Consider the following 18875-nt stretch of genomic DNA (forward strand, 5'->3'; position numbering starts at 1 on the left):
TGGGGTCCCTTCGTTCTGGGCGGAGCTCACTCCCCCGGGCCCGTCAGCGCCGTGACGCTCCTCGCACGTGCCGATCCCAGAACTCCTGCACCTGCTCGGCCAGGCGCTCCGGCGTTCCACTGTTGTCCAGCACCACGTCCGCGGCGGCCCGGCGCTGCTCGTCGGTGGCCTGCGCGGCGATGCGGGCACGGGCATCCGCCTCGGTCAGGCCCCGGCCGACCAGCCGGGTGATCCGGGTCTCGACGTCGGCCTCCACCACGAGCACCAGGTCGTAGGAGCCGGCCTGACCGGTCTCCACCAGCAGCGGCACGTCGTTGACCACCACGGAATCGTCCGGTGCTGCCGCGACGAGCTCGGCGGTCCGCCGGCGCACCAGTGGATGGACGAGCCCGTCGAGTCGACGCCGGGCCGCGTCGTCGGAGAAGACGATTGCCGCCAGGGCTGCGCGGTCCAACGATCCGTCCGGGGTCACCACCTCGGGGCCGAATTCCGTCACGACGGCAGCGAGACCGGGCGTGCCCGGCGCCAGCACCTCGCGGGCGATCCGATCCGCGTCCACCACGACGGCACCGCGCTCGGCCAGCAGCGCCGACACCGTGCTCTTGCCGGAGCCGATGCCCCCGGTCAGTCCGATCCTCAGCACGTACGGACAGTAGCGACCGCCCGGTGATCATCACGGACCGGTAACGCCACCCCACGCGCCCGGCGCGTCGCAGTAGTCACACGAGCCCCACCACTAACGTTCGTCCTGGCGATCTTCCCCCCGCCGAGAGAGGCAGAACGAGACATGTCCGCACACACGCCTGCTGCATCCCCGTCGACCCGCGCCGCCCGCCGTGGCGCCGGCCGGCACCGGCTCGGTGCCACCGCCGGTGTGCGTTGCGCCGACATCCCCGCCGTCCGCGACCGGATGCAGTTCCAGCGTCCCGCCGTCGCGCACCGCAGCTCGCTGCTGCGCTGGATGTTCTCCACGCCGACCACCGGCCGGCACACGTGGAGCTTCCTGGCCGGCTCCGGCGGTCGCCCCCGCACGGCCTTCGCCATCATCCTCAGCCTCTGATCCCTGCCGGTCCGGCCGCGGGCACCCCCCTGCCCGGTAGCCGACCGGTCGCCGAGCGCTGCTCGGCCGGCTGACCGCCGTCCGCCGCACCTCGGCCTGCCGACCGATCAGCTGCCCGCCCGACCCAGCGGTCGGCGCCTCCGACAGGACCCGTGGACGTCGTCCACGGGTCCTTCGTCGTCGTCGTCCCGGGCAACGCTGCGGGAACGACGAAGGCCCAGGACCGAGCAGGTCCTGGGCCTCCGACGTTCAGCGCTGGATCAGCGCCGGATCACCTGTTCACTCACCGCCGGCGAGCTTGGCTCGCAGCGCGGCCAGGGCCTCGTCGCTGGCCAGCGTCCCGCCGGTGCTGGCCGGGGCGTCCGGGCCGGCGACGTCGTCGCTGGAGTAGCTGCCACCAGCGGCGGCCTCGGCGTCGGCCTCCTTGGCGGCCGCGATCTGCTTGCGGTGCGCCTCGAAGCGGGCCTGGGCCTCGGCGTACTGCCGCTCCCACGTCTCGCGGGCCTCGTCGTAGCCCTCGAGCCACTCGCCGGTCTCCGGGTCGAAGCCCTCGGGGTAGATGTAGTTGCCCTGCTCGTCGTACGAGGCCGACATGCCGTAGGCGGCCGGGTCGAACTGCTCCTCGTCGCCGACGACGCCCTCGTTGGCCTGCTTGAGGGAGAGCGAGATGCGACGACGGTCGAGGTCGATGTCGATGACCTTGACCAGGATCTCGTCGCCGACCTGCACGACCTGCTCCGGGATCTCCACGTGGCGCTCGGCCAGCTCGGAGATGTGCACCAGGCCCTCGATGCCCTCGTCGACGCGCACGAACGCACCGAAGGGAACGAGCTTGGTGACCTTGCCCGGCACGACCTGACCGATCTGGTGCGTGCGGGCGAACTGACGCCACGGGTCCTCCTGCGTCGCCTTCAGCGACAGGGAGACCCGCTCGCGGTCCAGGTCGACGTCGAGGACCTCGACGGTGACCTCCTGGCCCACCTCGACGACCTCGGACGGGTGGTCGATGTGCTTCCACGACAGCTCGGAGACGTGCACCAGGCCGTCGACGCCGCCCAGGTCCACGAAGGCACCGAAGTTGACGATCGAGGAGACGACACCCGAACGGACCTGGCCCTTGGCGAGCTTGTTGAGGAACTCGCTGCGCACCTCGGACTGGGTCTGCTCCAGCCACTGGCGACGGGAGAGGACGACGTTGTTGCGGTTCTTGTCGAGCTCGATGATCTTCGCCTCGAGCTCGCGGCCCACGTAGGGCTGCAGGTCCCGGACGCGTCGCATCTCGACCAGCGAGGCGGGGAGGAACCCGCGCAGGCCGATGTCGAGGATGAGGCCGCCCTTGACGACCTCGATGACGGTGCCGGTGACGACCTCGTCGGCTTCCTTCTTGGCCTCGATCGTGCCCCAGGCGCGCTCGTACTGGGCGCGCTTCTTGGAGAGGATCAGCCGGCCTTCCTTGTCCTCCTTCTGGAGAACCAGGGCTTCCACCTCGTCGCCGACCTTGACGACCTCGTTCGGGTCGACGTCGTGCTTGATGGAGAGCTCGCGCGAGGGGATGACGCCCTCGGTCTTGTAGCCGATGTCCAGCAGCACCTCGTCCCGGTCGACCTTGACGATGACGCCCTCGACGATGTCGCCATCGTTGAAGTACTTGATCGTCGCGTCGATGGCGGCGAGGAAGTCCTCGGCGCTGCCGATGTCGTTGATGGCGACCTGGGGGGTGCTGGAAGGACGGACCTGAGTGGAGGTCATGTGGTTGGTTGCTCCGGACGGTTTATGCGTAGGGACAGGACGACCCGCGGCCGTCGGACCGCGGGGAGGTACAGCGGGGAGAACCGACGCGGGCGTCCCCGGAGGGGAAGAGCACGACAGACCTCTGGCGCCTCCTCATGGTACGGACGCCGGGACGCTGCGGTCCACCTGGGTTCCGGCGGTCACCGGCTCCGGCGGCGTGTCACCATCGGCGCGCCATGACCCAGCCCTCACCCCCCTCCCCGCTGCCGCTCGCCAGCGACGGCTACCCGGTCGCCGGCGGTGTCGCCCGCCGCCCCGCGGGCGCGGACGAATCGGTCCGCGCCAACCGCCTCTGGTGGGACGCCGCCGCCCCCGCGTACCTGGCCGAGCACGGCTCCGACCTCGGGGACGCGGACTTCCTGTGGTGCCCCGAGGGTCTGCGGGAGGCCGACGCGCACCTGCTCGGGGACGTGGCCGGACGACGGGTCCTGGAGATCGGCTGCGGCTCGGCGCCGTGCGCGCGGTGGCTGCGCTCCGCCGGGGCCGACGTCGTCGCCCTGGACCTGTCCGCCGGCATGCTGGCCCGCGCGGCCGAGCTCAACCGCTCGACCGGCATCACCGTCCCGCTGCTGCAGGCCGACGCCGGCGCGCTGCCGCTGGCCGACGGCAGCGTGGACCTGGCCTGCTCGGCCTTCGGCGGGCTGCCGTTCGTCGCCGACGTCGAGGGCGCGCTGCGCGAGGTGGCGCGGGTGCTGCGTCCGGGTGGCCGGTTCGTCGCCTCGGTGAACCACCCGATGCGCTGGCCCTTCCCTGACTCCCCGGACCCCGAGGACCTGCGGATCGTCTCCTCCTACTTCGACCGCACGCCCTACGTGGAGACCGACGGCTCCGGGCGCACCGTCTACGTGGAGCACCACCGCACCGTCGGTGACTGGGTGCGGGCCGTCGTCGGCGCCGGGCTGGTGCTGACGGACCTGGTCGAGCCGGAGTGGACGCCCGGCCGGATGCAGACCTGGGGCCAGTGGTCACCGGAGCGTGGCGAGCTGGTGCCCGGCACGCTGATCCTGGCCTGCGCCCGACCCTGAACCTCAGGTCGAGGTTCTGGGTCCGGCGTCACCAGAGGTCGCCGTCGCGCCAGTCGCAGGTCAGCTCGCCGTCCAGGTCCAGCGTCGCCGTCCCGGGCAGGACGAACACCGCCTCGTCGTCGTCGGGCGTGCGGATCCGGCCCGACGGCGTGAGCGCCCACGTGCTCCCCCGCCACGGCTGCCAGCCGCGGGCGGCGTAGAGCGGGGCTCCGTCGTCGGTGGCGCCGAGCGCCCCGGCGTCGTAGCCGCGGCGCACGACGTCCTCCAGGGCGGCCATGACCGCCGAGCCGTGACCGCGGCGCCGGGCCGCGGGGTGGACCGCGACCGCCTCGACGTAGCCGGCCCGCAGCGCCCGGCCGTGGTGCAGCAGCCGCCGCTGCACCACGGACCCGTGCGCGACCAGCGCGCCGTCGACGTGCACGAGCGCGTGCAGGCCGCCGAGCGCGTGGTCCCAGTCGGCGTCGCCGAAGCCCTCGTCGAAGCACACGTCGAGCAGCCGGCGGACCTCGACCAGCGCCGCCGGCCCCAGCTGCGCGGTGTGCCGCAGCGTCAGGCCGTCAGTGGGCGGCGGCATCCCAGCTGGCACCGACGCCGACCGAGACCTCCAGCGGCACGGACAGCTCCGCGGCACCGGCCATCTCGCGGCGGACCAGCGTCTCCAGGGCGTCCTTCTCCCCCGGCGCCACCTCGAGCACCAGTTCGTCGTGCACCTGGAGCAGCATCCGCGACTGCAGACCCTCGGCGGTGATCGCCTTCTCCACGTTGAGCATCGCCACCTTGATGACGTCGGCCGCCGAGCCCTGGATGGGCGCGTTGAGCGCCATCCGCTCGGCCATCTGCCGGCGCTGCCCGTTGTCGCTGGTGAGGTCGGGCAGGTAGCGCCGCCGGCCCAGCGTGGTCTCGGTGTAGCCGGTCTGGCGGGCGTCGTCCACGACGCCGTCGAGGTAGTCGCGGATCCCGCCGAAGCGCTCGAAGTAGGCGTGCATCTGCTCGCGCGCCTCCTCGACGGAGATGCGCAGCTGCCCGGACAGCCCGTAGGCGCTCAGTCCGTAGGCCAGGCCGTAGCTCATCGCCTTGATCCGTCGGCGCATCTCCGGGTCGACCTCGGAGATCGGGATGTCGAAGGCCCGCGAGGCGACGAAGGAGTGCAGGTCCTCCCCCGACATGAACGCCTCGATCAGCCCCTCGTCGCCGGAGAGGTGCGCCATGATCCGCATCTCGATCTGGCTGTAGTCCGCCGTCATCAGGGACTCGTAGCCCGAGCCGACCACGAACGCCTGGCGGATGCGCCGGCCCTCGGCGGTGCGGATCGGGATGTTCTGCAGGTTCGGGTCGGTCGAGGACAACCGGCCGGTGGCCGCGATCGTCTGCTGGAAGGTGGTGTGGATGCGCCCGGCGTCGTCGACCATCGGGATCAGGCCGTCGATGACCGTACGCAGCCGGGTCACGTCGCGGTGCCGGAGCAGGTGCTCCAGGAACGGGTGCCCGGTGGAGGCGAGCAGCGACGTCAGCGCGTCGGCGTCGGTCGTGTACCCGGTCTTGTTCTTCTTCGTCTTGGGCAGGCCCAGCTCGTCGAAGAGCACCGCCTGCAGCTGCTTCGGCGAACCCAGGTTCACCTCGCGGCCGATGACGGCGTAGCACTCGGCGGCCGCCGCGGCGACGCCGTCGGCGAACTCCTTCTGCAGGTCGTGCAGGAAGTCCAGGTCGGCGGCGATGCCGCGGTACTCCATCGAGGCCAGCACGCGGGTGAGCGGCAGCTCGATGCCGCCGAGCAGGTGGTCCCCGCCGCGCTGCCCGAGCACCTGCTCGAGCGCGTCGGACAGGTCGTTGACCGCCACGGCCTTCAGCACGTCGGCCTTCGCGGCCTCGGCGGCGACGTCGTCCTCGGTCGGGCCGAGCCCGTCGAGGGTCAGCTGCCCCTCGGGCTCGGCGGCGTCCTTGAGCTCGCGGCGCAGGTAGCGCACCGCGAGGTCGCCGAGGTCGAAGGAGCGCTGCCCCGGCAGGGCCAGGTAGGCGGCGAGCGCGGTGTCGCTGACCACGCCGGCGAGCTCCCAACCGCGCGACCAGATCGCGAGCAGCGGGCCCTTGACCTCGTGCACGGCCTTGGGCCGGTCGGCGTCGGCCAGCCACGCGGCGAGCGCCTGCTCGTCGGCGACGTCGAGGTCCGGACCGAGGTCGACGAAGGCGGTGTGGTCGTCGGCCGCGGCCAGCCCCAGGCCGGTCAGCTCCCCGGTGCCACGGCCCCAGGTGCCGCGGAAGATGAGCCCGGTGCGGCCGGTGCGCGCGTGCGCGTCCAGCCAGGCGCCGAGCCCTCCGGCGGGGACCTCGTCGACGGTGACGTCGAAGCCGCCCTCCACCTCCGGCTCGGCGCTGGTGAGCGTGGCGAACAGCCGGTCGCGGAGCACCCGGAACTGCAGGTTGTCGAAGAGGGTGTGGACCTCGTTGCGGTCCCACGCCTGGACCGCGAGGTCCTGCGGGCCGACCTCGAGGGGCACCGCGCGGTCGAGCTCGGTGAGCCGCCGGTTCTGCAGCACCGAGGAGAGGTGCTCGCGCAGCTTCTCCCCCACCTTGCCCTTGACGGTGTCCACCTGGTCGACCAGCGCGTCGAGCGAGCCGTACTCCCGCACCCACTTGGCGGCCGTCTTCTCACCGACGCTGGGGATGCTCGGCAGGTTGTCGCTCGGGTCGCCCCGGAGCGCGGCGAAGTCGGGGTACTGCGTCGGGGAGAGGCCGTACTTCTCCTCGACGGCCTCGGGGGTGAACCGGGTCATGTCCGAGACGCCCTTGCGCGGGTAGAGCACCGTGACGTGCTCGTTGACCAGCTGGAGGGCGTCGCGGTCGCCGGTCCCGATGAGCACGTCCATGCCCTGCTCCACCGCCTGCACGGTGAGCGTGGCGATGACGTCGTCGGCCTCGTAGCCCTCCGCGGTGATGACCGGGACGCGCAGCGCCCCGAGCACCTCCTGCACCAGGCTGACCTGGCCGCGGAAGTCCGTCGGGCTCTCGGCCCGGTTGGCCTTGTACTCGGCGAAGATCTCGCTGCGGAAGGTCTTGCGCCCGACGTCGAAGGCGACGGCGAGGTGCGAGGGCTGCTCGTCGCGCAGGATGTTGATCAGCATCGACGTGAAGCCGTAGACGGCGTTCGTCGGCTGGCCCGTGGTCGTCGAGAAGTTCTCCACCGGCAGCGCGAAGAACGCGCGGTAGGCCAGGGAGTGCCCGTCCAGCAGCAGCAGCCGCGGCCGTCGGGTGGCGGGAGGAGCCGTCGCGGTGGGGGCGGCGGACGGCGGGGCGCTGGGGGTACTGACCGGAGCGGACATCGCCGTCGATCCTAGGGGCGCACACCGACACCGATGGAGGCCACGCGGCGGCGGTTACGGTGCCGGGGTGACCACCCCTCCCCCGGCCTGGCTCCCGGACGGCATCAGCAGCCCGCTCGACGACAAGCTCGGCGTCCACATCACCGACTGGAACCCCGACCGGCTGGTCGCCACCATGCCGGTGGCCGGCAACGAGCAGCCCTTCGGCCTGCTGCACGGCGGGGCGACCTGCACGCTGGCCGAGACGATCGGGTCGATGGCCGCGGCCGTGGGCGCCGGTCCCGACCGCCAGGTGGTGGGCATCGAGCTCAACGTCAGCTACCTGCGCGCGGCGACGAGCGGCACCGTCACCGCCGTCTGCACCCCCGTCCGGCGCGGCCGGACCCTCTCCACGTTCCTCATCGAGATCAGCGACGACCGGGGCCGGCAGACGGCCAGCGCACGGCTCACCTGCATGACGCTGAACGCGTCGAAGAAGGCCTGAGCGCCGGGCCGTGACCGATCGCACCGGCCCTCCGGCGTGTCGCAGAAAGGTCACAGCTCGGTCCGCGCCTGCGGCCCGCGCCGAGAACTGCGTTAGGTTCCCTCCTCAACGAATCCGCCGAGGAGGTCGAGTGACGCACCCGACGGACCGTGTCCGCCGGCACGGTCGACGAAGCAGTCCCACGAGGACGGGGGCTCGTACGCCGGCCGGTAGGCCGCCGCGTCGACGCCTGACCGTGCTGCGGCTGCTGTTGATCGGCCTGTTCACCGCGGGGCTCGCCGCCCTGGTGCCCGGAACGGCGCACGCCGCCGAGGACGCCGCGGAGCAGATCTCGGGCACGATGCGGACCAGCGTCAGCGGTCCCATCGAGGGCATCGAGGTCGTCGTCACCACGCCGGACGGTGACGAGGTCGGCACCGACGAGACCGACGAGAACGGCCGGTTCGTCGTCGACCTCCCCGGCCCCGGCCAGTACACCGTGACCGTCCCCGAGGACTCCCTCCCCGACGGCGTCGAGTTCAACTCCGGCAACAGCCGGACCGTGACCGTCGACCCCGGCCGCAACCAGGGCGTCATCATCGGCCTCGACGACGGCAGCGGCGGCGCGGGCGGCGGCAACCTCCGGTGGGTGCAGCTGCTCGTCGACGGCTTCCGCTTCGGCCTGCTGATCGCCATGGCCGCCGTCGGCCTGTCGCTGATCTTCGGCACGACCGGCCTGACCAACTTCGCGCACGGCGAGCTGGTGACCGTCGGCGCCATCGTGGCCTGGTTCATCAACGTCGAGGGTGGGGTGCCGCTGATCCCGGCCGCCCTGCTGGCGATGCTCATCGGAGCCGGCGTCGGCGCCATGAACGAGCGCCTGCTGTGGCGCCCGCTGCGCCGCCGCGGCACCGGCCTGGTCGCCGCGCTGGTCATCTCGATCGGCCTGTCGCTGCTGCTCCGCTACGCCTACCAGATCTTCTTCGGTGGCGGCTCGGAGGCCTACGCGGACTACCGCGGTCAGCGGGCGGTCAGCTACGGCCTCTTCACCATGACGAACAAGGACCTGGCGTCGATCGTCATCGCGCTCGTCGTGCTGGTCCTCGTCGCGCTGATGCTGCAGAAGACGAAGATCGGCAAGGCGATGCGCGCGGTCAGCGACAACCGCGACCTGGCCGCCTCCTCGGGCATCGACGTGAACCGGGTGATCCTGGTCGTCTGGATGATGGGCGGGGCCCTGGCGGCCCTCGGCGGCGTGCTCCTCGGTCTGTCCGACGAGGTGCAGTGGGACATGGGCTTCCGCCTGCTGCTGCTCATGTTCGCCGGCGTCACGCTGGGCGGGCTGGGCACCGCCTACGGCGCGCTCGTCGGGAGCATCGTCGTCGGCGTCTTCGTCCAGATGTCCACGCTGGTGGTCCCCAACGACATCAAGTACGTCGGCGGGCTCCTGCTCCTGATCGTCATCCTCATGGTGCGGCCGCAGGGCATCCTCGGCAGCCGGGTTCGGGTGGGTTGAGCAATGGGTGAGTTCATCGACGCACTGGCGATCGCCGTCAAGGCGGGACTCGGCTTCCAGGCCGTCTTCCTCGCCCTGCTGGCCATCGGCATCAACATGCAGTTCGGGTACACCGGCCTGCTCAACTTCGGCCAGATCGCCTTCGCCCTCCTCGGCGGGTACGGCATCGCCATCTCCGTCAGCCAGTGGGGCCTGAGCTTCTGGCTCGGCGTGCTGATCGGGATCGCCGCCGCCGTCGTGCTGGCCCTGCTCCTCGGGCTGCCCACGCTGCGGCTGCGTGCGGACTACCTGGCGATCGCCACGATCGCCGCGGCCGAGGGTCTGCGGCTGGTGTTCCGGTCGGTCTCGGCCACGCCGGTCACCAACGGGTCGCGCGGCATCTCCGGCTTCAACCGGGAGTTCGTCGAGCTGGCCCCCTGGGACACCGGGCGCCGGTACTCGATCCTGGGCACCTTCTGGAGCGGCGCCGACCTGTGGGTCACCGCCGTCGGCTGGACCCTGGTCGCGCTCGCCTCGCTGCTGGTGTGGGGCCTGGTGCGCAGCCCCTGGGGCCGGGTCGTGCGGTCCATCCGCGAGGACGAGGACGCCGTCCGCGCGCTGGGCAAGAACGTCTACGTCTACAAGATGCAGGCGCTCGTCCTCGGCGGCGTCTTCGGTGCCCTCGGCGGCATGATCTACGCCCTCGGCACGGGCTCGACCACCCCGGACCAGTACCAGAACGCGAACACGTTCCTGGCCTACGCGGCGCTCATCCTCGGCGGGGCGGCGCGGGTCCTGGGGCCCGTGGTCGGGGCCATGCTCATGTACTTCATCATCCAGTTCGCCGACTCCGGGCTGCGCAGCCTGATCGAGACCGGCGTCATCCCCGAGGGTCTGCTCACGACGACCGACGTCGCCCAGATCCGCTTCGTCATCATCGGTCTCGGGCTGATCCTGCTGCTGGTCTTCCGGCCGCAGGGCATCTTCGGTGACCGGCGAGAGGTGATGCTCGATGCCCGCTGAGCCCATCCCCACCGGCGCGACCGCCTCGGGGGGCCGTGCGCCGGCCCGGCTCGCCCAGGCGGCGCTGCGCGACATCCCCTGGGAGGTCGGCGTCGCCAAGCCGGACCCGACCATCGTCGTCGACGGCGTGACCCGGACCTTCGGCGGGCTCACGGCCGTCTCGGTCGACCACCTGGAGATCCAGCGCGGCGGCATCACCGGCCTGATCGGGCCGAACGGTGCCGGCAAGACCACGCTGTTCAACCTGCTCACCGGGTTCGACCAGCCCGACGGCGGCACCTGGACCTTCGACGGCCGGTCGCTCGGCAAGCTGGCGCCCCACCAGGTGGCCCGGCTGGGCGTGGTCCGCACCTTCCAGCTGACCAAGGCGCTGTCCCGGCTCACCGTGCTGCAGAACATGCTGCTCGGCGCGCAGGGGCAGAAGGGCGAGGGCTTCTTCTCCGCGCTCGTGCCGGCGCTGTGGCGCGGGCAGGAGCGGGCCAACACCGAGAAGGCGATGGAGCTGCTGCGGCGGTTCAAGCTCGACGCCAAGAAGGACGACTTCGCCGGCACCCTCTCCGGGGGCCAGCGCAAGCTGCTCGAGATGGCCCGTGCCCTGATGAGCGACCCGAAGGTCGTCATGCTCGACGAGCCGATGGCCGGCGTGAACCCCGCGCTGACCCAGAGCCTGCTCGGGCACGTCAAGGACCTCCGCGAGGAGGGCATGACGGTGATCTTCGTCGAGCACGACATGGACGTCGTCCGCGACATCAGCGACTGGGTCGTGGTCATGGCCGCCGGCAACGTGATCGCCGAGGGGCCGCCGGAGTCGATCAGCCAGAACCAGGCGGTCGTCGACGCCTACCTCGGCGCGCACCACGACGCCCCGCTCACCATCGAGGACGAGGACCGGCAGCTGGCCGAGGCCGAGGCCGCCATCGCCCGCGAGTCCGACGGTCCGGGCACCGGGACCGACCAGGGAGGCAAGGCGCGATGAGCACCATGGACAACCCCGCCAGCGAGGACCCGATGTTCCAGGTCGGCGAGGGCGGCGACGGCGGGACGCCGGACGAGCGCGCGATCGCGGCCGGCACCGAGCTGTCCCCCGCCGAGAAGGCCGCCACCCGGGGGGAGCACGAGCGCCTCGCCGAGGGCGCGCTGGTCCGGGGCGACGAGCTGGTGGCCGGGTACGTCCCCGGCGTCAACATCCTCAACGGCTGCGACTTCTACCTGCAGGAGGGCGAGCTCGTCGGCATCATCGGCCCGAACGGGGCCGGCAAGTCGACGCTGCTCAAGACGCTGTTCGGGCTGATCCCGGTCCGGTCGGGCGCGGTCACCCTCCGCGGCGAGGACATCACCTCCGCGCCGGCGCACCGGCTGGTGTCGCTCGGGGTCGGCTACGTGCCCCAGAACAACAACGTGTTCCCCTCGCTCAGCATCGAGGAGAACATGGAGATGGGCGCCTACCTGCGTCCCAAGGTGTTCCGGGAGCGGTTCGACTACGTCGCCGACCTGTTCCCGATGCTCGGCGAACGCCGGAAGATCAAGGCCGGGTCGCTGTCCGGCGGTGAGCGGCAGATGGTGGCCATGGGCCGGGCACTGATGATGGAGCCGTCGGTGCTGCTGCTCGACGAGCCCTCGGCGGGCCTCTCCCCCGCCTACCAGGACGAGGTGTTCATCCGCTGCCGGCGGATCAACGCCACGGGCGTCTCGATCATCATGGTCGAGCAGAACGCACGCCGCTGCCTGCAGATCTGCGACCGCGGGTACGTGCTGGACCAGGGGCGCAACGCCTACACCGCGACCGGCGAGTCGCTCATGCACGACCCGAAGGTCATCGAGCTCTACCTCGGGACGCTGGCCAAGGCGCACTGACCCGACCCGCTCCACCCCCGGCAGCGCCGGTCCCCACCCGGGGGCCGGCGCTGTCGTCGTCGTGACCCCGGCGCCTCCGCCTCACCCCGGGAACGACAGTGGCCCGGCACCTCCAGGAGGTGCCGGGCCACTGCGGTGGCGCTACCGGGTCTCAGGACCCGGCGGGGTGGTTCAGCGCTTCGGGCCGATGCCCTGCGAGTTGAGGCCGTCGATGATCCGAGCGGACTCCTCGAAGCCGATCACCACGATGGCGTCGGGGTTGAGGTCGACCATCTGCTGCACCTCGGCGTCGAAGTTCGCCGCCGTGGGGTCGTAGACGACCAGCTCGATGCTGTCCTCGGCCAGACCGCTGGACACCAGGTTGTCGACGGTGCCCTCGGCCAGACCCGTGCCGTAGGAGTCGTTCCGGGCCAGGATCCCGACGGTGTTGGCGCCGTCGTTGATGATCAGGTCCGAGAGCGCCCGCGACTGCAGGGTGTCCGGCGGAGCGGTCCGGAAGTACAGACCGTTGTCGTTGTAGTTGGTGAACTCGTCGGACGTGTTGGCCGGCGAGATCTGGACGACACCGGCGCCGGTGATCTTGTCGATGACCGTGCGGGTGACGGCCGAGGAGGCCGCACCGACGATCACGTCGACGTTCTGCTGCAGCAGGGCGTCGACCGACTGGGTGGCGATGTCGGTGGAGGTGTCACCGGAGTCGCGCTGGATGAGCTCCACCGGGACACCGAGGACGCCACCGGCGGCGTTGATCTCCTGGACGGCCAGCTCGGCGCCCGCGATCTCCGGAGGGCCGAGGAAGGCCAGGTCACCGGTCTGCGGCAGCAGCGTGCCGACCACCAGCGGGTCGGCCGCGGTGGCGCCGGGGGCGGCGGGAGCCGGGCCCTCGTCGGAGGCGGCGTTGGCCTCGTCACCGGCGAGCTCGAACTGGGTGTCGTCGGAGGCGATCGCGTTGTCCGGGCCGAACTGCAGGATGCCGAAGCTCGCCACCGAGGGCTCGCCGGCCTCGGCGAACGCCAGCGGGCCGGAGACGCCGTCGTAGTCGGGGTTGCCCCCACCGTCGACGATCTCCTTGCAGGAGGCGAAGTCCTCGCAGGTGTCCCCGCCGAAGGTCACGCCGTTGATGTAGGGCGCGAACACGGCCGGGTCGGTGCTGCCGGCCAGCTGCGAGGCGACCGCCGCGATGAGGACGGCGTCGTAGGTCTCACCGGCGTAGTTGAAGTCCTGCAGATCGGGGTCGATCTCCAGGAGCCGGTTGGTGAACTCGTCGCCGAGGTCGGTGAGCGGGGTGGTGCCCTTCATGCCGGCGAGGGCGCCCTCATCGGTGAAGGACTCACCGAGCGCGTTGCCCATGTTGCCGTCGGTGCCGTAGACGTTGACCTGCTTCTCGCCGCTGTCGCCGCCGCTGTCTCCGGTGTCGCCGCCGGCATCGCCGCCACCGCAGGCGGTGAGGGCGAGGAGGGCGGCACCGGTCACGGCGATGCCTCGGGCAGTGGTGCCAGTGCGCATCAAGCAACTCCCAGTGTCATCTGACGTCGTCGTGCGCGCCCGGACGGAGTCGTTCCAGCCCGGGGAGCGCCGATCAGTGGCCAGAACGTAGCTGCCATCCGGGGCCCTGACTCCGGCCGCGGAACGACCGTGATGAGGTCGTGACCTCGATGTCCGCATCCTGGAACGACATGGACGCACCGTGATCGGAGCTCGACGACGAGTGACGGCACCCGGGACCGAGGGCCGGGACGGTCAGGCCGGAGCCTCCTCCGGGGTCGTCCCGCCGGCGAGGATCTCCTCGGCGAGGGCCTTCATGCTCGTGCGCTGGTTCATGGCCGTCCGCTGGATCCACCGGAACGCCTCGGCCTCGGACATGCCCTGCTCGCTCATGAGCCGCCCCTTGGCCTGCTCCACCACCTTGCGCGTCTCGAGGCGCTCCTCGAGCGTGCGGACCTCGCCGTCCAGCGCGGTCATCTCGGCGAAGCGGCCGCGGGCGACCTCGATGGCCGGCACCAGGTCGTTCTTCGAGAACGGCTTCACCAGGTAGGCCATGGCGCCGGCATCGCGCGCCCGTTCCACCAGCTCCCGCTGGCTGAAGGCGGTGAGCACGATGACGGGCGCGATCCGGGCGGAGGCGATCTGCTCGGCCGCCGAGAGCCCGTCGAGCACCGGCATCTGGATGTCGAGGATGACCAGGTCGGGACGCAGCTCCTGCGCCCGGTCCACGGCCTGCTGCCCGTCACCCACCTCGGCGACGACGCGGTAGCCCTCCTCCTCCAGCATCTCCTTGAGGTCGAGACGGATGAGCGCCTCGTCCTCGGCGATCAGAACGCGGATGGGGTCGCTGGTCACGGCTGCACAGCCTATCGACGTCGGGCGCCGGCCACCGCCCCGCTAGGCTGCTCGGGCGACCGGGGCGCTCCCCCGGCCACGCCCCCGTACCCCAATCGGCAGAGGGAGCGGATTCAAAACCCGCGCAGTGTGCGTTCGAGTCGCACCGGGGGCACCTCCGCTGGATTGCCGTCCTTCGGACGGCGACCGCGGCCAGGTGCCGTTCCCGGCGTCCGTGGAGCCGTTGCCCGCGCTGTCTCGGGGAGCCTCCGGCCCCCACTCGGCAACCCGCCTCGCGGGGCGGCTCACGTCCCAGCGTCTTCGCCCCACCTCCCGGCATGCCTCGGGGACCCTTCGGGCCCCGCTCGCCATGCGGCCGCCGGCGCGGCCGATCAGCTCGCCGCGGGCCGGCTGCGCCCGCGCCGGGTCGCGGCGGAGGACTTCGTGCTCGAGACCGGTGCCGAGCCCTTCGACGTCGTCTTCGCCCTCCGCGTCGGTGCCCTCGACGGCCGCCACCCAGCAGTCGGCGAGCAGGTGCTGCGGCGCATCGCGGCGGCGACGCGACCGGGCGCCCGCCTGTTCGTCGACGGCGGACACCCGCTCCGGGAACTGACCATCCCCCGGGCCGGACGGGACGCACCCCATACGGTTGCACCGTGACCGAGCCTGCCCCGCACATGACCCCCGAGCAGTTCCGGCGCCACGGCCACGAGGTGGTCGACTGGATCGCCGACTACTGGACGAGGATCGGCACCTTCCCGGTGCGCTCCCAGGTCTCCCCCGGCGACGTCCGGGACTCGCTGCCGGCCGCCGCTCCCGAGCACGGCGAGGGCTTCGACGCGATCCTCGCCGACCTCGACCGCGTGGTCCTGCCCGGCGTCACGCACTGGCAGCACCCCGGTTTCTTCGGCTACTTCCCGGCCAACACCTCCGGCCCCTCCGTGCTGGGCGACCTGGTCTCGGCCGGCCTGGGCGTCCAGGGGATGTCCTGGGTGACCAGCCCCGCGGCCACCGAGCTCGAGCAGCAGGTCATGGACTGGCTGGCCGACCTGCTCGGCCTGCCGGCGTCCTTCCGCTCCACCGGGACCGGTGGCGGCGTCGTCCAGGACTCCAGCTCCGGGGCCAACCTCGTCGCGCTCCTGGCCGCCCTGCACCGCACCTCCGGCGGCGCCACGGTCCGCCAGGGCGTCGAGCCGGAGCGGGCCACCGTCTACGTGTCCAGCGAGACGCACTCCTCGATGGAGAAGGCCGTCCGCATCGCGGGCCTGGGCACCGACGCCGTCCGCATCGTGGAGGTCGACGGCGACCTCGGGATGAACCCCGGGGCGCTGGCCGCCCGCCTGGAGCGCGACGTGGCCCGCGGCTACCGCCCGGTGCTGGTCTGCGCCACCGTGGGCACCACCTCCACGACCGCGGTGGACCCCCTGGCGGCTCTCGGGCCGATCTGCCGGAAGCACGGCGCCTGGCTGCACGTCGACGCCGCCTACGCCGGCGTGAGCGCCGTCGCCCCCGAGCTCCGCGGGCTCCAGGCCGGCGTCGAGTGGGCCGACAGCTACACGACCGACGCGCACAAGTGGCTGCTCACCGGTTTCGACGCCACCCTCTTCTGGGTCGCCGACCGGGCCGCCCTCACCGGCGCGCTGGCGATCCTCCCCGACTACCTGCGCAACGCCGCCACCGACGCCGGCGCCGTCGTGGACTTCCGGGACTGGCAGATCCCCCTGGGCCGGCGCTTCCGGGCCCTCAAGCTCTGGTTCGTCGTCCGCTGGTACGGCGCCGAGGGCCTGCGGGCGCACATCCGCTCGCACGTCGCCCTCGCCCAGGAGCTGGCCGGGTGGGCCGAGGGCGACGAGCGGTTCGACGTCGTCGCGCCGCATCCGCTGTCGCTGGTCTGCCTCAAGCCGCGCTGGCCCGAGGGGGTCGACGCCGACGTCGCCACCATGACACTCCTGGAACGGCTCAACGACGGCGGCGAGGTCTTCCTGACCCACACGACCGTCCGGCGCGAGCCGGTGCTGCGCGTCGCCGTCGGGTCCCCGGCGACGACGCGGGAGCACGTCGAGCGGCTCTGGGCGCTGCTGAAGGAGGGCCACGACTGGCTCGCCGCCGACTTCGCCGCCCAGGCCGCCGAGCAGGCCGCCGCCCGCGCCGCCGAGCGGGCGGGGCTCAGCGGTCCAGCGACCGGATGAGCCCCTCCTGGGCGACGGTGGCCACGTGCGTGCCGTCGGCCGACCAGATCTGCCCGAAGCACAGCGCCCGGCCCGCGGAGGCCGCCGGGCTGTCGGTCTCGTAGAGCAGCCAGTCGTCGGCGCGCACGGGGCGGTGGAACCACACCGCGTGGTCCAGGCTGGCGCCGATGAAGTCCGGCCAGCCCCCGCCGAGCCGGGCGAAGCCCGCCGAGAGCAGGGTCAGGTCGCTGACGAACGTCAGCGCCGCGGCGTGCACGACCGGGTCCTCGTCGAGGTCCCCGGCCACGCGGAACCAGGTGTGGGACTGGGTGTGCGGCGGGGCCTTCGGCGGCGCGGCGAAGGGGTCCTGCGTGTAGCGCTGCTCGACCACCTTCCCCATGGCCTCCATCCAGGCCGCCCGCTCACCGTGCCGGGCGACGATCTCGCTGGTGCCCGGCAGCTCGTCGGGTCCCGGCACGTCGGGCATCGGCAGCGAGTGCTCGGCGACGGCGGCCTCCCCCGCGGTGAAGTCCGCGGTCAGCGCGAAGATGGCGACGTCCTGCCCCTTGCGCCGCTGGCAGGCGATCACCCGCCGGGTGGTGAAGGAGCGTCCGTCCCGGATGCGGTCGACGGAGTAGCGGATCTCCTCGAACGGGTCGCCGGGCCGGAGGAAGTAGGAGTGCAGCGAGTGCACGGCCCGGTCGGCCGGCACGGTGCGCCCCGCGGCGACGAGCGCCTGGCCGGCCACCTGGCCGCCGAAGATGCGCTGCCGCTCGGTGCTCGGCGTCTTCCCGACGTACACGTCCTGCTCGCGCTCGGCGAGGTCGAGCACCGACAGCAGCGACGCCGCCTGGGTGTCCTCCGGCCCGTCGCTCACGAGTCCGTCCCCACCTCGTGGACCCGGATGAGGTTGGTCGACCCCACGGTGTTGGGCGGGCTGCCGGCGACGACGACGACGCGGTCGCCCACCTGGAGCCGGCCGATGGACAGCAGCGAGAAGTCGACCTGCTCGACCATGTCGTCGGTGTGCTCGACGGTGGGCACCAGGAAGGTCTCCACGCCCCAGGAGAGCGCCAGCTGGCTGCGCACCCGGGCGTCGACGGTGAAGGCGAGCAGGGGCTGACGGGGGTGCAGCGCCGCGAGGCGGCGAGCGGTCTCGCCGGTCTGCGTGAACGTGCACAGCGCCTTGACGTCCAGCGACTCCCCGATGTCCCGGGCCGCCCGGACGATGGCCCCCGAGCGGGAGCGCGACCGGCGCGCCACCTCGGGCACCCACAGGTGGTCGCTCTCGACGGCGTCGATGATCCGCTCCATCGTGCGGACCGCGCCGATCGGGTACGCCCCGACCGAGGTCTCGCCGGAGAGCATGACCGCGTCCGCGCCGTCGAGCACCGCGTTGGCGACGTCGGAGGCCTCGGCGCGCGTGGGCCGGGAGTTCGTGATCATCGACTCGAGCATCTGGGTGGCCACGATGACCGGCTTGTTGCGCTCGCGGGCGGCCTGGATGGCCCGCTTCTGCACCAGCGGGACCTGCTCCAGCGGCAGCTCCACGCCGAGGTCCCCGCGGGCGACCATGATCCCGTCGAACGCCTCGACGATCGCGTCGAGGTTGCGCACCGCCTCCGGCTTCTCCAGCTTGGCGATGACCGGGACGTAGATGTCCTCCTGCCGCATGATGTCGCGGACCAGGGCGACGTCGGTCGGCGAGCGGACGAAGGACAGCGCGACGAAGTCCACGCCCATCTGCAGGGCGAAGCGCAGGTCCCGCTCGTCCTTGTCCGACAGCGGCGGCACGCTGACCGCCACGCCCGGCAGCGAGAGCCCCTTGTTGTTCGAGACCGGGCCACCCTCGAGCACCAGGCAGAAGACGTCGGGGCCCTCCACGCGGACGACGGTCAGCGACAGGTTGCCGTCGTCGACCAGCAGCCGGTCGCCGACCCGGACGTCGTTGGCGAGGTTCTTGTAGGTCGTGGACACCCGCTCGGCGGTGCCGGCGACGTCCTCGACGGTGATGCAGACCTCGGTGCCGGTGACCCAGGTGACCGGGCCGTCGGCGAAGGTGCCGAGGCGGATCTTGGGGCCCTGCAGGTCGGCGAGGATCGCCACCGCGTGGCCGACGCGGTCGGAGGCCTCGCGGACCCGCCCGTAGGCGGTGGCGTGGTCCTCGTGCGACCCGTGGCTGAAGTTGAGCCGGGCGACGTCCATGCCCGCCTCGACCAGGGCGGTGATCTGCTCGGGCGAGCTCGTGGCCGGACCGAGGGTGCAGACGATCTTCGCGCGTCGGGACATGGCTGTAACGCTATGACATCGCGGTCCTCCGGACCGCACCGCCGCCACGTGCCGTCCCCCACTGCCGCTGA

General features: G+C 72.1%; 17 protein-coding genes and 1 tRNA gene. 10 read left to right on the forward strand and 8 right to left on the reverse strand.

All coding sequences use genetic code 11. The features are described from left to right. Positions 1–43: 43 nt before the first annotated feature. Positions 44–643, reverse strand: a complete 600-nt coding sequence (gene coaE, locus GCU60_RS01230) for a dephospho-CoA kinase (RefSeq protein ID WP_163201821.1) — start codon at positions 641–643, stop codon at positions 44–46. Positions 644–787: 144 nt separating this feature from the next. On the opposite strand from coaE, the gene GCU60_RS01235 reads away from it, so the two are divergent. Then, positions 788–1060 (forward strand): hypothetical protein, encoded by a 273-nt coding sequence (locus GCU60_RS01235; protein ID WP_163201822.1) that lies wholly within the window; start codon positions 788–790, stop codon positions 1058–1060. 279 nt (positions 1061–1339) lie between these two features. Here GCU60_RS01235 and rpsA read toward each other — a convergent pair whose 3' ends face one another. Further along, positions 1340–2809 carry a 30S ribosomal protein S1 gene (gene rpsA / locus GCU60_RS01240; protein ID WP_163201823.1) on the reverse strand — a complete coding sequence of 490 codons (1470 nt, stop codon included), beginning with the start codon at positions 2807–2809 and terminating at the stop codon, positions 1340–1342. Between the two features lie 218 nt (positions 2810–3027). On the opposite strand from rpsA, the gene GCU60_RS01245 reads away from it, so the two are divergent. Next, positions 3028–3876, forward strand: a complete 849-nt coding sequence (locus GCU60_RS01245; RefSeq protein WP_163201824.1) for a class I SAM-dependent methyltransferase — start codon at positions 3028–3030, stop codon at positions 3874–3876. 28 nt (positions 3877–3904) lie between these two features. Here the strand turns inward: GCU60_RS01245 and GCU60_RS01250 are convergent, their stop codons facing one another. Beyond that, complete coding sequence (locus GCU60_RS01250; protein ID WP_163201825.1) at positions 3905–4450, reverse strand: GNAT family N-acetyltransferase; 546 nt, start codon at positions 4448–4450, stop codon at positions 3905–3907. Beyond that, positions 4434–7193 carry a DNA polymerase I gene (polA, locus tag GCU60_RS01255; protein ID WP_163201826.1) on the reverse strand — a complete coding sequence of 920 codons (2760 nt, stop codon included), beginning with the start codon at positions 7191–7193 and terminating at the stop codon, positions 4434–4436. The genes GCU60_RS01250 and polA overlap by 17 nt, the downstream gene beginning before the upstream one ends. A gap of 67 nt (positions 7194–7260) precedes the next feature. On the opposite strand from polA, the gene GCU60_RS20850 reads away from it, so the two are divergent. The 5 genes from GCU60_RS20850 to GCU60_RS01280 all read left to right on the forward strand — a co-directional run bounded on the left by GCU60_RS20850 (position 7261) and on the right by GCU60_RS01280 (position 12028). Further along, positions 7261–7677: a hotdog fold thioesterase gene (locus GCU60_RS20850; RefSeq protein ID WP_163201827.1), complete on the forward strand. Its 417-nt coding sequence runs from the start codon at positions 7261–7263 to the stop codon at positions 7675–7677. Positions 7678–7912: 235 nt separating this feature from the next. After that, positions 7913–9172, forward strand: a complete 1260-nt coding sequence (locus GCU60_RS01265) for a branched-chain amino acid ABC transporter permease (protein ID WP_345770311.1) — start codon at positions 7913–7915, stop codon at positions 9170–9172. A gap of 3 nt (positions 9173–9175) precedes the next feature. After that, a complete protein-coding gene (locus tag GCU60_RS01270) occupies positions 9176–10174 on the forward strand; it encodes a branched-chain amino acid ABC transporter permease (RefSeq protein WP_163201828.1) in 999 nt (332 codons plus the stop codon). After that, complete coding sequence (locus GCU60_RS01275; protein WP_163201829.1) at positions 10164–11150, forward strand: ABC transporter ATP-binding protein; 987 nt, start codon at positions 10164–10166, stop codon at positions 11148–11150. The genes GCU60_RS01270 and GCU60_RS01275 overlap by 11 nt, the downstream gene beginning before the upstream one ends. Then, positions 11147–12028 (forward strand): ABC transporter ATP-binding protein, encoded by an 882-nt coding sequence (locus tag GCU60_RS01280; RefSeq protein WP_204261201.1) that lies wholly within the window; start codon positions 11147–11149, stop codon positions 12026–12028. Before GCU60_RS01275 ends, GCU60_RS01280 begins: the two co-directional genes overlap by 4 nt. A gap of 171 nt (positions 12029–12199) precedes the next feature. On the opposite strand, the gene GCU60_RS01285 is transcribed toward GCU60_RS01280, so the two are convergent. Both GCU60_RS01285 and GCU60_RS01290 read right to left on the reverse strand, forming a co-directional pair. Then, positions 12200–13534: an ABC transporter substrate-binding protein gene (locus GCU60_RS01285; protein WP_163201830.1), complete on the reverse strand. Its 1335-nt coding sequence runs from the start codon at positions 13532–13534 to the stop codon at positions 12200–12202. A 234-nt stretch (positions 13535–13768) separates the two neighbouring features. Beyond that, positions 13769–14368: a response regulator gene (locus tag GCU60_RS01290; protein ID WP_163201831.1), complete on the reverse strand. Its 600-nt coding sequence runs from the start codon at positions 14366–14368 to the stop codon at positions 13769–13771. Between the two features lie 80 nt (positions 14369–14448). Between GCU60_RS01290 and GCU60_RS01295 the strand changes: the two genes are divergently transcribed. The 3 genes from GCU60_RS01295 (at position 14449) to GCU60_RS01305 (ending at position 16536) form a co-directional block, all read left to right on the forward strand. Further along, positions 14449–14522: transfer RNA gene (locus GCU60_RS01295), tRNA-Leu, on the forward strand. A 269-nt stretch (positions 14523–14791) separates the two neighbouring features. Next, positions 14792–15007, forward strand: a complete 216-nt coding sequence (locus tag GCU60_RS01300) for a hypothetical protein (protein ID WP_204261202.1) — start codon at positions 14792–14794, stop codon at positions 15005–15007. After that, a complete protein-coding gene (locus tag GCU60_RS01305; RefSeq protein ID WP_345770312.1) occupies positions 15004–16536 on the forward strand; it encodes a pyridoxal-dependent decarboxylase in 1533 nt (510 codons plus the stop codon). The genes GCU60_RS01300 and GCU60_RS01305 overlap by 4 nt, the downstream gene beginning before the upstream one ends. On the opposite strand, the gene GCU60_RS01310 is transcribed toward GCU60_RS01305, so the two are convergent. After that, entirely contained in the window at positions 16514–17392 is an 879-nt protein-coding gene (locus GCU60_RS01310; RefSeq protein WP_163201832.1) for an acyl-CoA thioesterase domain-containing protein, read from the reverse strand. The two genes, GCU60_RS01305 and GCU60_RS01310, sit on opposite strands and share 23 nt — an antisense overlap. After that, the gene (gene pyk, locus GCU60_RS01315; RefSeq protein ID WP_163201833.1) at positions 17389–18804 is read right to left on the reverse strand and encodes a pyruvate kinase; all 1416 of its coding nucleotides are present in this window, start codon (positions 18802–18804) and stop codon (positions 17389–17391) included. The genes GCU60_RS01310 and pyk overlap by 4 nt, the downstream gene beginning before the upstream one ends. Positions 18805–18875 lie beyond the last annotated feature (71 nt).

It is taken from the genome of Blastococcus saxobsidens (assembly GCF_010682065.1).
Classification (GTDB): domain Bacteria; phylum Actinomycetota; class Actinomycetes; order Mycobacteriales; family Geodermatophilaceae; genus Blastococcus; species Blastococcus saxobsidens_B.